Here is a 14,018-nt window from a genome sequence, read left to right as displayed (position 1 = left end):
AGATCAGCCGTCTGGCGCTCAGGAAAACCGCAACGGATTCGCGGGTTGCCGTAACGCAGCGGGGTCACGGTAGCGGGCGCCGAAGTGGTCGGCGGGCAGGCGCGACTGGCCCGCGCCGAACAGCCGTTCACGCAGGGTCTCGCCGTCTCGGTAGGACTCCCGAAAACGACCACGACGGCGCAGCTCCGGAATCACCAGCTCGATGAAGTCCCGCGCCGTTTCGAACGACAAGTACTGACGCAGGTTGATGCCGTCGATGCCGTCCACGTCGAGCCACTTCTCGATTTCGTCGGCGACCACGCTGGGCGTACCCGCCACGAAGAACCGTTCCCGGTTGAAGCCTTCCAGTTGCGCCAACACCGTCCCTACCGTCGCCCCCGGTTTGAAACGCGCCAGACTCTGCCAGCCCTTGACCTGCCGTTCTATCAGTTCGCCGATCAGCAGATCCCGCGGATAAGCCGTCAAATCGACCTCGAACCGCGCGTGGGCCAGTGAAGCTTCGACGCTCATCAACTTGCGATAGCTGTCCAGCTTGCGGCTGACCTCTTCATCGGTGCGTCCGACGATCACCCCGGCCATGACAATGAACTTCAGCCCTGCCGGACCGCGCCCATGTTCGATCGCTTTCTGGCGCATCGCCTGAATGTTGTCACGCACGGCTGCGGTATCGGGACCACCGGTGAATACCACCTCGGCGTGGCGCCCGGCGAACTCGATTCCGGCCGGTGAGCCAGTGGCCTGGAACAGCACCGGGGTGCGCTGTCGCGAAGGCTGGCACAAGTGCGGTCCGGCGACCTTGAAGTGCTCGCCAACATGATCGATGTAGCGCACTTTCGCCGGATCGGTGTACATCCGGCGCTCGCGGTCCTGAATCACCGCATCGTCGTCCCACGAGCCTTCCCACAGTTTGTACAGCACGTCCAGATACTCATCGGCGATCTCATAGCGATGGTCGTGAACCACTTCAGTGTCATGGCCAAAATTGCGTGCCGCGTTGGGCAGGTAGGACGTGACGATGTTCCAGCCCACTCGGCCTTTGGTCAGGTGATCCAGTGTGCTCATGCGCCGGGCAAAGGCAAACGGCGGCTCATAGGTCGTGGAAAAGGTTGCACCGAACCCCAGGTTTTTCGTGACGGCAGCCATCGCCGGAATGACCAGCAGCGGGTCGTTGCTGGGGATCTGCATGCCTTCGCGCAGCGCGGTGTCCGGCCCGTCACGATAGGTGTCGTAAGTACCGATGACGTCCGCCAGAAACACACCATCGAAGGTGCCGTATTCCAGCAACTGCGCCAGCTCCGTCCAATAGTCCAGATCATTGAAGCGATGGCGGTTGTTTTCCGGGTGCACCCAGAGGCCGTGCACGATGTGGCTGACGCAGTTCATTTCAAACAAGTTGACGTGCAATGGCTTGGGCACGGCAGGCACTCCTTCGCAGATCGGTCACAGGCTCAGATGGCCACTTGCAGATAAAACACAGCGGGGCCGCGCTCGGCTTCCAGCGTCGGAATGGCGGCGATCAGTGCGCGGGTGTAGGCATGCACCGGACGGTCGAAAACCGCCCTCACCGTCCCGGACTCCACCACCTCGCCATCCTTCATCACCAGCACCCGGTCACTGACATGATTGATCACCCCCAGATCATGGGAAATGAACAGGCACGCCAACCCCAGACGGTGCTTGAGGTCGTCGAGCAATTCGAGAATCTGAGCCTGCACCGAGACGTCCAGCGCGGACACCGGTTCGTCGCAGATGAGCACTTCAGGCTCTGACGCCAAGGCGCGGGCAATCGCAATGCGTTGGCGCTGACCGCCCGACAGCTCAATGGGGCGACGAAACAGCACGCTGTCCTTCAAACGCACCAACGCCAGCAATTGCTGCGCTCGGCTGCGCCATTCACGACGGGGCAATCCGGCGACCGAAAGCGCTTCGAACAGCACCCGTTGCACGGTGTAACGCGGGTCAAAAGAGTTCAGCGGGTCTTGGAACACCACTTGAACAGCCTTGCGTGCCTGGCGCCTCTGCCGGGCGTCGAGGGCCGACCACTGTTGTCCGGCGATCCACACCTCGCCGGCATCGGGTGTGTCCAGACCGAGCACCAGCCGCGTCAGGGTGGTTTTGCCCGAGCCGGACTCCCCCACCACGCCCAGCGTTTCGCCGCGACGCAATTGCAGCGAGGCCTTTTTCAGCACCGTACGCCGCGAACCGTCCGGCCCATTGAACGACTTGCTCAGTTCACGGGCTTCCAGCAACACGTCGCCTTGCGGCTCAGGTTCCGCTTCCACCGCCGTCAACAGCCGCCGCTCGGGCTGAAAATGCACCGCTCTGGCCGCCCGTAGCAGGGACTGGGTGTAGGGATGTTGCGGGTCATGCAGCACCTGTTCGGTGGTGCCCTGCTCGACGATGACACCGTGATGCATGACCGCCACGCGATCAGCCAGACGCGACACCACGGACAGGTCGTGGCTGACCATCAACAATGCGTTGTCCTCACCGCGCAGGCTTTCCAGCAGCGCGATGACCTGGGCTTGTACCGTGGCATCCAGCGCGGTGGTGGGTTCATCGGCGATGATCAGCCGGGGATTGCAGGCGATGGCCGAGGCGATCAGGGCTCGTTGGCGCAAGCCACCCGATAACTGCCAGGGGTATTGCCCGGCACGCCATTCGGGATCGGGAATACCGACGTCACGCAGCAACTCCAGCACCCGCAAGCGACGGGCCTCTGCGCCCAGCGTGGTGTGCAAATGCAGGGGCTCTTCGACTTCCGCGCCGACCCGACGCAGCGGGTCCAGTGCACCCAAGGCGTCCTGCATGACAAAACCGATGCTGGCGCCGCGCAAGCGTTGCCAGTGGCGCTCGTTAAGGCGCCGCAGGTCGATGCCTTGAAACGCCAGCTTGGCCGCTTGAATCTGCGCGCCCTTGCCGGTCAGGCCCGCGAGCGTGCGCGCCGTGACGCTTTTGCCGGAACCGGACTCGCCCACCAGGGCCAGGCATTCGCCCCGGTGGATGTGCAGACTGACGCCCTGCAACACCGGTTCGGCTTGACCGAAACGCACGGTCAAATCGCGGATTTCGACCAACGGGCCGAGGGTCTGGACAGTGGCATTCATAGGGGTTTTCCTTCGCTGCGCCGCAACAGTTCACGGCCGATGGCACTGATGGATATAACAGTCAAGGTGATGCCCAACGCGGGCCAGGCCACCAGCCACGGTGCATTGGCGAGAAAGCTGCGCCCGATGGCCATCATCCCGCCCCATTCCGGCGCCGGAGGCGGTGCGCCAAAGCCCAGAAAGCTCAAGGCCGCGCCCGCGGTGATGGTGCCGCCGATGCCGATGGTGGCCAGAATCAGCACCGGTTTGATGGCATTGGGCAGGATGTGCCGCAGCACCACCGCCCCGTGCGAGTGCCCCAGGGTGACCGCCGCTTCGACGTAACCGGCGTTGCGCACGTTCAGGGTCTGCGCCCTGACCAACCGCGCATACCGGGGTACGCCCGCGATGCCCACGGCAAGAATCAGGTTGGCGGTACCCTGGCCGAAGAAGGTGATGATCACCAACGCCAGCAACAGGTCAGGGAACGCCAGCAGCACATCGACGCCACGCATGATCCCGGCGTCCAGCCAGCGAGGGCCAAGACCGGAAATCAGTCCCAGCAGCGTGCCCCAGGCCAGGCCCAACGCGGTGGCGGCCAGGCCCATGAACAGCGACGAGCGCACGCCGTAGATCAACCGGCTGAGCACATCGCGACCGTTTTCGTCGGTGCCCAGCCAGTGCGTCAGGTTGGGCGGCTGGAACGCCAGACGTGCCGTTGCATCCAGCGGGTCGTAAGGAGCCAGCAGGTGCGGAAACAATGAGGCCACCAGCAACAGCGCTACAAAAACACCCGCCGCCCACAGCCCGGGGCGCAGGGGGCCAAGCCTCAACGTCCTGCTGCCGCCCGTGCCGATGGCCGGGCCGACGATGAGCGGTTCAATCGCTTGAGACATTCACAGCGTCCTCTCGTCAACTATCGATTCGGCGGGATCAAGGCGCCGGGTTCGGCACTCGCTGATGCACCGCCTGCACCTGTGCCCTGATCTCGTCATTCAGGCTCACGTCCAGCGCGCTCAGGTTGTCGCGCAATTGCGCCAGGGTGGTCTGCCCGGTCAGGGCGCTGGCCACGAAGGGCTTTTCGATGAGAAACGCCAGCGCCAGTTGTGCCGGGGTCAAACCGTGCTGCTGGGCGATGGCCACGTACCCGGCAATCGCTTCCTGTGCTGCGGGGCTGTCGTAGCGGTTGAAGGTCCGATACACCGCCGACAGCCGGGAACCTTCGGGGCGTGCGCCATTGAGGTACTTCCCGGTCAGCGCCCCGAACGCCAGCGGCGAATAGGCCAGCAGGCCAACGCCTTCACGATGGCTGAACTCCGACAACCCGCCTTCGTACAGGCGATTGAGCAGGCTGTAGGGGTTCTGAATGCTGACGATGCGCGGCAGGCCTAGACGCTCGCTCTGCTTCAAAAACTCGGCCACACCCCAAGGCGTTTCGTTGGACACACCGATGTGCCGGACCTTACCCGCCTTGACCTGATCGGCCAGCACCGAGAGGGTTTCTTCGATCGCCACGCTGTCCGCGTCGTCCTGATACGGGTATTCGCGCTGGCCGAAAATGTTGGTTTTGCGGTCCGGCCAATGCAGTTGATACAGGTCCAGGTAATCGGTTTTCAGCCGGGCCAGACTGCCGTCCAGCGCTTCGACGATGTTGCGTCGGTCATGACGGCTCAGCCCGTCGCGAATGTGCGCCTGACCGCCGGGATCACGGGCGGGACCGGCGATCTTGCTGGCCAGCACCACCTCGGCCCGACGGCCCGTCTTTGCCAGCCAGGCGCCGATATAGCGCTCGGTGGTGCGCCAGGTCTCGGCCTTGGTGGGCGTGGGGTACATCTCGGCGGTGTCGATCAGGTTGACGCCTTCGGCCAGCGCCAGATCGATCTGCTGATGGGCGTCAGCTTCGGTGTTCTGGTGGCCCCAGGTCATGGTGCCCAGCCCCAGCACGCTGACGTCGATGCCGCTGTTGCCCAGTTTGCGATAACGCATGGTAGATCCTTTGTCGTGAAAAAAGCTGGCGTCGCGGGTCAGGCCCGCAGCGCGTATTGGTTGGTCGGAAATGGCAGCCCCAAGTGCTCGCGCAAGGTGCTGCCGGTGTATTCGTGGCGGAACACGCCGCGCTGTTGCAGCAATGGCACCACTTCGTCGACGAATACCTCGACGCCTGAGGGGAACATGTCCGGCATGATGTTGAAGCCGTCAGCGGCGTGGGCCAGGAACCAGTGCGTCAGGGTCTCGGCGACCTGTTCGGGGGTGCCGACCAGCAGCCGGTGGCCCACCAGAATCCGGCGCGACAGTTGGCGAATGCTGAGGTTTTCCCGGCGTGCCAGATTCAACTGGGCTTCGAGAAACCCTTGGGAACCCCGTTCGAAGTCCGCCACAGCGCCGATGCGCGCCCACGGCAAGGGCGCATCCGGGTCCAGTTCACTGGCCGGGATGCCGATGCGCCCGGCGACCTGCTCCAATAAACCGTGCTCGCCGTGCCAGGCGTTGAGTGCGTCGAAACGGGCGTGGGCTTCCGCCTCGGTGCTGCCGATGACCGTCGACAGCCCCGGCATGATCTTCAGGTGTTCAGGGTTACGGCCCCAGCCCGCTGCGCGCGCCTTCATTTCTCGGTAGAACAGTTGCCCGTCCTCCAGCGTGGTCTGGGTGGTGAAGATCGCATCGGCATAGCGCGAGCCCAATGCCTTGCCGCCTTCGGACGAACCGGCCTGCACCAGTACCGGCCTCCCTTGCGGCGAACGCGGCACGTTCAGCGGACCTTTCACCGAAAAATGCTGGCCCACGAAATCGATGGCGTGGACTTTTTTCGGGTCGGCGAAACGGCCTGCCTTGGCGTCGCCGATGATGGCGTCGTCCTCCCAACTGTCCCAGAGCTTCAACGCCACATCGATGAATTCGTCAGCCCGCGCGTAGCGGTCCACATGCAGCGGTGCCTTCGCAAGACCGAAGTTCTGCGCGGCGGCGTCCCCAGCGTTGGTCACCACATTCCACGCCGCGCGGCCGCCGCTGAGATGATCCAGCGAGGCGAAGCGCCGGGCGATGTTGAACGGGTCGTTGTAGGTGCTGGACGCCGTGGCAATCACACCGATGCGTTGAGTCGCCAGTGCCACGGCGGTCAGCAGAATCGTGGGTTCCAGCCGCCCCGCAGGCTGCTTCGACACGTCCCCGGCCAGTGCCGGGCCGTCGGCGAGAAAGATCGCGTCGAGGCAACCCCGCTCGGAAATCCGCGCAATGTTGCGGTAGTAATCGACGTCCAGATAGGCGTTGGCCGCCACTTCGGCACTGCGCCACGCACCGGAATGGGCGCCGAAGCCGAGGATGTTCATGCCCAGACTCATCTGCCCTTCACGGATGTTTTGGGTCGCTGTGCTCATACTGCGCTCGCTTCGTCACGGGCGCCGCTGCCCTGCTGTTCGGCATCTGCCGCTTGCAGGGCACGCCACGCCGCGTTGGGGGTGATGTCGTTGAGGTAGAAGTTGCCCAGCGCCCGCTCGCGGAAGATCGCCGGATTGTGCGAAGCCAACGTGCGCGCATTGCGCCAGTGGCGGTCAAAGCGTCGGCTTTCACTGGTGGCCGACGCACCGCCCACCTCGAACAGCAAGGTGGTGGCTTCCAGCACCTGTTCCAGCACGATTTGCTGGGCCTGATAGGCGCGGATCTCCGCTTCGGTGTAATGCGCCTCGATGACGTAGCCACCCTGCTCCGCTTCGTACACATCTTGCAGCACCTGGGCCACGGCCAGTACCTGAGTGCGTGCCGAATAGGCCAGGCTCGACAACCGCCCGATCACGCGCTGCACCAGTGGGTCATCCTTGGGGCTGGACTGACCCGGAACGCCAAAGGCGCGGGTCCGCCCTTTGACGAATGCCGTCGCGTCTCGCAACACCGCGTTGGCGATGCCAGTCAGGGTCGCCAGGTGGAACAACTGGTAGAACGCCGACAAGTAGGATTCGGCGCGCAACTCGTCCTTTTTGAAGCGCCGTACGATGTGTGCATCCGGTACGTGGACGTCCTTGAAGCGGGTGGTGCCGCTGCCGGTCAGGCGCTGGCCGAAACCGTCCCAGTCGTCTTCCACCGTGACACCGGGTGCGTCGGTCGGCACCGCAAGGCTGACGAAGTCGTCGCCATCCAGCGCCACCGCCGCGATCCAGTCGGCGTAGAGGGTGCCGGTGCAGTAATACTTTTCGCCATTGAGCCGCCAGCCTGCAGCGAGGTTGCCCGGTTCGACCGCTGTAAGCGTCACCGAATTGCGCGTGGTGTCGGTGCGCTCCGCCATGGCCGCGCCCCACAGTTCTCCGCTGGCGGCTTTGCTCAGCCAGTATGCCTGGGAGTCCGCCTCCCGGCTGGACAGCCGTCCCTCGACGAAGCCGAAGTGTGCGCGCACGATCTGCGGCAGGTTGGAATCCGCTTCACCCAGCGCGATCAGCAACTCAAACAACTGCGGCAGGCTGGCGCCCAATCCGCCCAGCGTCTGCGGAACACGCAAGGCACCGAAACCGGCGTCGCGCAGCCACTGCACGGCTTCGAAGGCCAACTCTCGCTGCTGTTCGCGGGGCACAGCGGTGTCAGCGATCCGGGCAAACACATCGGCAAAGCGCCGTTGCAGGTCTTCAAACTTCACATCAGGGGCAATCGCAGCGTTCATAGGGCTTCCTTATTCGTGATCGTTGACGTTCATGGCCGTCAGGCGTGGGCCGAACGCGGGTCGATCCAGCGGTTGACCAGGTCGACGGCGAGGTTGACCACCACATAAACGGTGGCCGCCAGCAGGGTCACGCCCAGCACCATCGGCACGTCTTTGTTACTGGTGGCGTCGAGCATCAGACGACCGATGCCCTGACGCGCGAACAACAGTTCGATCACCACGGCGCCGCCCAGCAGGCTGGCAAAGATGAATCCGGCCAGGGTCACCAGCGGCACCAGCGCATGACGCAAGGCATGACGTAACCGCACGGCGGTTTCCGACAGTCCTTTGGCGCGGGCCATGGCGATGAAGGGTTGTTCGAGGGTGTCTTCCAGCGACTGACGCAGCAGTTGCGTCAACACGGCTGCGACCGGCAATGCCAGCGCCACCGAGGGCAGAATCAACGAGCGCCAGCCCACCGAGCCCGAAGGCGGCAGCCAGTGCCAGTGAAAGGAGAACGCGAGCAACAGCAGAATCCCGATCACGAAGGACGGCGCCGACGAAATCACCAGTTCGCTGCCCGAGGCCAGCGAACGCACCCAGCGCGAACGGTTGGCCGTGAGGATGGCGCAGACCAGCGCCAGCACGACGGCCAGCAGCGCCGCGCTGAGGGACAACTGGACGGTGGCGCCGAGCTGTTCGCGAATCGCCTGCGACACGGGGATACGCAGACGATAAGACTCACCCAGATCGCCATGGGCCAGCCGCTCAAGGTAATGCCCGTATTGCACGATCAGTGGCTGGTCGAGGCCGTATTCGGCGCGCACTCGCGCGAGTAATTCGGGCGTGGGCAACGCGTCCGGGCCACCGAGGATGGCCAGTGCGGTGTCGCCGCCGCTGAAGTTGACGGCCAAAAACGTCAGGGTCGCCGCGCCCCACAGCACGCCGATGCCCGCCAGCAATCGCCCGGCAATGTGTTTGACCGCGCTCATGGTTGCCCCCGGTCCAGCCAGAGGCTGGTGAAGAATGGAACGTTGTGGGAGGTGTCGAAAATCACCCCTTTCACCTGTGTGCTGTAGGCCGTCAGCACCTGACTTTCCACCGACGGCACCGCGGGCACGGTCTCGGTCAGGCGCTTTTGGGCCTCGGCATACAGCGCCTTCAACTCCACCGGGTCTCGGGAACGGCGTGCGGCACTCAGCACCCGATCCAGCTCGGCGTCGCGAAACCTTCCGGCGTTCTGGCCGATCAGTTTCGGCGTGCTGATGGACTCGCTGTGGTAGAGCACGAACAGGCCGTCCGGCGTATTGGTATGCCAATAACCCGCGGCCAGCGCCTGGAATTTCCCGGCGTAACGACGCTCGGTGACCCGCGTGAGGGGCAGCATCTCGATGGGCATGTCAAAGCCGACCTTCTTCAGGTCCGCCTGAATCGCCACCGAGACACTGGCCGGGAACGCCGGGTTGTCGTAGGTCAACAGCGTCGCTTTGAGTCGCTGGCCGTCGCGGATGCGATAGCCTTGGGCGTCGCGTTCGGTCCAGCCCGCCTGATCAAGCAATGCATTTGCAGCCTTCACGTCATAAGCCAGCGCGTCACTGTTCGGCTGATAGAACCGGGTATTGGCCGCGAGAAAGTCGGGCTTGCTGATGAACTCGCCAAAGCCGGAAATCCACGCCAGACCGTCACGGTCTATCGCCTTGGCCACTGCCTTGCGTACGCGCACGTCATCGAACGGCGCCTGCTCGACGTTGAACGTCATGCTGCGGCTGGGATTGCCTTTGCGGATCCGACTGCGCATCACCAGATTCGGGTTGGCGCGAATCGCCGCCGCGTTCTGCGCCGGGGCATCCAACGCGAAATCGGACTGCCCGGACTCCAGCGCGGTGAAGCGAATCATCGCTTCTGGCACGTAGCTCAGCTCAATACGGTCCAGATACGCCTCGCCCACATGCCGCGTCACGGGCGGCGCCCAGTGGTAACCGGGACGCCGGACGAACACTGCGCCCTGATCGCGGGTGTAGCTTTGCAATAGAAACGGGCCGCTGCCGACCGGGTGTTCGGCGATGGTTTTCGGCGCCTCACGAATCTGTTTCGGCGAGACCATGCCCAACCAGGACTGGGCCAACACATCGAGAAAGGGCGTGTAGGGTTCGCGCAAATGGGCTTCGAAGGTGTACGCGTCCACCACCCGGCCATCCAGATACGGCGCGATGTAGGCGGCGGCCAGCGGCGACTTGGTCGCCGGGTCGCGCATGTGCTCAAGGTTGGTTTGCAGCGCGGCGGCGTCGAATTTTTCGCCGTCGCTGAAGGTCACGTCATCGCGCAGATGAAAGGTGTAGGTCTTGCCGTCCTCGGAAATGTCCCAGGATTTCGCTAGCCATGGACTGATGTTGCCTTGCTCATCCTGATAGACGAGACAGTCGAACAGAATGCGCCCCATCCACTGCATGTTGCCGTTGGACAAGGCGTGGATGTCGAAACTGCCAGCGTCCGATGCCGCGGTCACGCGCAAGGTGCCGCCTTGACGACCAGGTGATGATTCATGAAAGTCCGACGGCGCATAGGAAATAACCCCATTGCTTACTGTACCGTCAGCATGAGGAGCGCCCGGTTCCGGTGAAGTGGCAGGTGAACAGGCACCGAGCACCATGACCAGCGACAACACAGTTGAAAGTTTGAATAAGGACGTCAAAGAAGTTCCCTTGAAATAACTCACTCGCGACACATGCGAACAACACCAATGAGGACTATGCAGCGAGCATGCCATCGCCACCTCGAACTTTTTGAAAGACCTTATTTATGTATCGCGCATTTAACCGACCCAGCCGCTCGTTGCCCGACGGGCCGGGCACCACGCCTGCACTCAAGACCTCTTCCGCGGCGCACGCCCAGCGGGCGACACGCCCGACGGGGCTTGCAACACTGTCTATGCTTATAACCCGATCACTGCCCCCTTTTGTTCCCACCCTGACAGACTGTTCATTAAGTGTTGATTTTTCGACAACGCCCTCCACAACACTCACCCGTGCGCACAATAAAACAACTGTTGAATTTCAGACAGCGACTCAAAACTAAGTGCAACATCACGCACGGCGCAAGGAAGAATCCCCATATAAACAGCTGTCGCACCCCAACTAGCGTTGGCACAAAATCTGCTGAATGCATAACAAGCATGACTATACGAATAGAAAGCTGGCATTTATTTATCTATTCATTAAGGAAACACACGATGCATTTAGCGTTTCGGGGAGAGTTGCAAAAATTGCCGCAGGCCATTCGCCGGGCAACATGGTTGACGAGTGTGGGATTGGGGTCTGTCTTGCTGTGCACCGGAGCCGCTCGGGCCGACGACGCGGCGACAGCATCCGACACCTCACAAGCCAACGTGCCACGGCTCAAGACCGTGACCGTACAGGCGCAGAAAGTCACGCCGGTGGAAGTGGCGAAAAGTCAGTTGGACGAAGTGCCGGGCGGCACCAGCGTGGTCGACAGCGAGCAGGTCGCCAAGGGCCGGACGGCCACGCTGCAGGACACGCTGGCCTATCAACCGGGGGTCTTCGTGCAATCCACGGGCGGTAACGATGCAGCGAAGATTTCCATTCGTGGTTCAGGGGCCAACACCTCGCCCGGCTACTTTCGCGAGGGCATCAAATTCCTGTTCAATGGCCTGCCAATCACCGGCCCCGGCGGCACGCCTTATGAGTTCCTCAACGCCTCGGGGGTGAACTACACCGAGATTCTGCGCGGCGCCAACGCATTTCAATACGGTGCGTTGACCCTCGGCGGCGCGGTCAACTTCGTCAACCAGACCGGCTACACCGCACCGGGCTTACGCGTACGGGCCGAGGCAGGCAGTTACGGCTATCAGAAACAGAGCGTCAGCGTCGGTGGTGTCGAGGGTGATTTCGATTACTACCTCAATGCCGACAACTACCGCAGCGACGGCTATCGCGATTACAGCCTGTCGAAGAGCCAGGGCATCGTCGCCAACTTCGGCTACACATTCAGCCCGAAACTGGAAACTCAGTTCATGCTGCGTTACCGCGACGAGTACCATAACGACCCAAGCCCCACGACCCTTGATGCGGTCAAGCACCACACCCGCGACGCCAGCGCCACTGCGGCCACCAGTGGAGCGGGCAGTCGGCGACCAGGCAGCGTCTGGGCAGGCAGCAAGACCACCTACACCTTCGACGATGATTCGCGGTTGTCCGTGGGCGTTTCCTACTACGAGTATGCTCACAACAACAACCCGAACAGCCCGGCCAACCCGAGCTACTGGGACTGGCACGACCTGAGTTTCGTGCTGGGTTACGACCGCACCGACAAGCTGTTCGGCCACGAAAGCCGCACCAACCTGGCGTTTACCTCCACCGAGCACTTGAAGGGTGAGGTCAACTCCACTTTCGCCAACAAACAGACCCGCAAGTTCGTGGACTACGGCTCCTCGTTCGATCACGTGTTCTCGTTCGGCAACGATCTGGAACTGGTGGACGGACTTTGGCTGACCAGCGGGCTGTCGGCCATCAACGTGCGCCGCCATGCCGATGTCAAAGAGGCCCTGCAAGCCAACACCACGACCTACCCGACGGACGTGACGTACGACAACTGGAGCCTGGCGCCACGGATCGGCGTGCGCTATGAGTTCACGCCGCAGTTGCAGGTGTTCGCCAACGTCAGCCGCTCCATCGATCCGCCTGCCTCCTGGGAATATTCGGGCTCAGGGCCGACCACGCCGTACGTCAGGCCATTGGTGGAGCAGAAGGCCAACACCGTGGAGTTCGGGGTCAAGGGCTCAGCCGGGATTTTCGACGGCAGCCTGGCGCTTTATCGCTCGTGGGTGCGTGATGAACTGTTGAACGTGCAGATCGTCGCACCGACGGCCACCACCGCAGCGGTCACCGGTGCCTTCAACGCGACCCCGACCATCCACCAAGGCATCGAAGCCGGGCTGAATACCCGTCTGTGGGAGAACGCATCCGGCGAGAAAGTCACCTTGCGTCAGGTCTACACCTACAACGATTTCTACTACCGCCACGACCCGACGTTCGGCGACAACCAGTTGCCGGGTATTCCGAAACACATCTATCAGGGCGAAGTGCAGTATCAGCATCCGCAAGGCTTCTATACCGGTGTCAACGTGCAGTCGGTGTCGCGCACCGCCGTGGATTACGCCAACACCTTCTACGCGCCCTCCTACACGATCTTTGGCGCCAACGTGGGCTACGAAACGCCGAAGAAGGACTGGAAGGTTTCGCTGGACCTGAAAAACCTGGCGAACAAGAAGTACGTCACCGCCGTGCAACCGATCTACAACGCCAACGGCCAGGACACCGCGTCACTGTACCCCGGCGACGGCATCGGCGCGTACGTCGGTGTAGAGTTCCGTTACTAGGAAGCCAAACCGTCGACAACAGGGCCGCAATGGCCCTGTCTGTCATTCATGGACAATGGTTTGCGACAAAAGGGCCACCCAGTGACTCAAAACATTTACGACACCCCCGAGTTTTTCGAAGGCTACAGCCAGCTACCCCGGTCAGTGGAGGGCCTGGCCGGAGCCCCCGAGTGGCCCGCCCTGCGCGCCCTTTTGCCAGACATGAACGGACAAAACGTCGTGGACCTGGGGTGCGGTTATGGCTGGTTCGCCCGGTGGGCCGTCGAGCAAGGCGCACGCCACGTACTCGCGCTCGATGTCTCGGAAAAGATGCTGCAACGGGCTGCACGCGATGGCGAAGATTCGCGTATCACCTTTCGACGGGCCGATCTGGAACACCTTGAACTGCCGCCTGCGAGCGTTACCCTCGCCTACAGTTCGCTGGCCTTTCACTACATCGTCGACCTGCACCGTGTGTTGCGTACGATCCACACGGCCCTCGTGCCCGGCGGGCGACTGGTGTTTTCGATTGAACACCCGATCTTCATGGCCTCGCTGAGCGCTGACTGGGTCATCGACGATCAGGGCCGTCGTTTCTGGCCAGTGGATCACTACCAGGTCGAAGGCCCACGCCGCACGAACTGGCTGGCCGAGGGCGTGATCAAGCAACACCGTACGCTGAGCACCCTGTTGAACCTGCTGATCGCCAGCGGCTTGCGCCTCGACCACGTCAACGAATGGGGACCGTCGGTACAAGACCTGCAAGATCGTCCAATGCTGGCCGATGAAATCCACCGACCCATGATGTTGATCGTCGCGGCCAGTCGCGAATGAATTCGCTCCCACAGGCTCAAAATTCGCGTTGATTTTGCTCTCCCCACGCGCTGGTCCAGACACCGCCGAACGCGACTTGCGTGCAGGCTGAACTGTTGCG

Annotated in this window: 10 protein-coding genes; 2 read left to right on the top strand and 8 right to left on the bottom strand. The window is 62.6% G+C overall.

Annotated features, from left to right (window positions below; translation table 11 throughout):
* Positions 1–18 precede the first annotated feature (18 nt).
* From ACI2KB_RS21930 to ACI2KB_RS21895, 8 genes are read right to left on the bottom strand one after another with little or no spacing between them, the layout of a single operon-like run.
* Positions 19–1,416, bottom strand: coding sequence for an LLM class flavin-dependent oxidoreductase (locus tag ACI2KB_RS21930; RefSeq protein ID WP_404637867.1), 1,398 nt, complete (start codon positions 1,414–1,416; stop codon positions 19–21).
* A gap of 32 nt (positions 1,417–1,448) precedes the next feature.
* Entirely contained in the window at positions 1,449–3,107 is a 1,659-nt protein-coding gene (locus tag ACI2KB_RS21925; protein WP_404637865.1) for a dipeptide ABC transporter ATP-binding protein, read from the bottom strand.
* Positions 3,104–3,982: an ABC transporter permease gene (locus tag ACI2KB_RS21920; protein ID WP_404637863.1), complete on the bottom strand. Its 879-nt coding sequence runs from the start codon at positions 3,980–3,982 to the stop codon at positions 3,104–3,106. Before ACI2KB_RS21920 ends, ACI2KB_RS21925 begins: the two co-directional genes overlap by 4 nt.
* Positions 3,983–4,019: 37 nt before the next feature.
* Positions 4,020–5,072, bottom strand: a complete 1,053-nt coding sequence (locus ACI2KB_RS21915; protein ID WP_404637861.1) for an NADP(H)-dependent aldo-keto reductase — start codon at positions 5,070–5,072, stop codon at positions 4,020–4,022.
* Positions 5,073–5,110: 38 nt separating this feature from the next.
* The gene (locus ACI2KB_RS21910; protein ID WP_404637859.1) at positions 5,111–6,460 is read right to left on the bottom strand and encodes an LLM class flavin-dependent oxidoreductase; all 1,350 of its coding nucleotides are present in this window, start codon (positions 6,458–6,460) and stop codon (positions 5,111–5,113) included.
* The gene (locus ACI2KB_RS21905; RefSeq protein WP_404637857.1) at positions 6,457–7,731 is read right to left on the bottom strand and encodes an acyl-CoA dehydrogenase family protein; all 1,275 of its coding nucleotides are present in this window, start codon (positions 7,729–7,731) and stop codon (positions 6,457–6,459) included. Before ACI2KB_RS21905 ends, ACI2KB_RS21910 begins: the two co-directional genes overlap by 4 nt.
* Positions 7,732–7,769: 38 nt before the next feature.
* Positions 7,770–8,702, bottom strand: coding sequence for an ABC transporter permease (locus ACI2KB_RS21900; protein WP_404637855.1), 933 nt, complete (start codon positions 8,700–8,702; stop codon positions 7,770–7,772).
* Positions 8,699–10,216: an ABC transporter substrate-binding protein gene (locus tag ACI2KB_RS21895; RefSeq protein WP_404637853.1), complete on the bottom strand. Its 1,518-nt coding sequence runs from the start codon at positions 10,214–10,216 to the stop codon at positions 8,699–8,701. Before ACI2KB_RS21895 ends, ACI2KB_RS21900 begins: the two co-directional genes overlap by 4 nt.
* 723 nt (positions 10,217–10,939) lie before the next feature.
* Between ACI2KB_RS21895 and ACI2KB_RS21890 the strand changes: the two genes are divergently transcribed.
* On the top strand, positions 10,940–13,105 hold the full coding sequence (locus ACI2KB_RS21890; protein ID WP_404637851.1) for a TonB-dependent receptor family protein: 2,166 nt from the start codon (positions 10,940–10,942) through the stop codon (positions 13,103–13,105).
* 81 nt (positions 13,106–13,186) lie between these two features.
* Positions 13,187–13,918, top strand: a complete 732-nt coding sequence (locus ACI2KB_RS21885; protein ID WP_404637849.1) for a class I SAM-dependent methyltransferase — start codon at positions 13,187–13,189, stop codon at positions 13,916–13,918.
* Positions 13,919–14,018: the final 100 nt, after the last annotated feature.

It is taken from the genome of Pseudomonas sp. NPDC088444 (assembly GCF_044900175.1).
Lineage (GTDB): Bacteria > Pseudomonadota > Gammaproteobacteria > Pseudomonadales > Pseudomonadaceae > Aquipseudomonas.
This window is presented reverse-complemented; position numbering and strand designations above follow the sequence as displayed.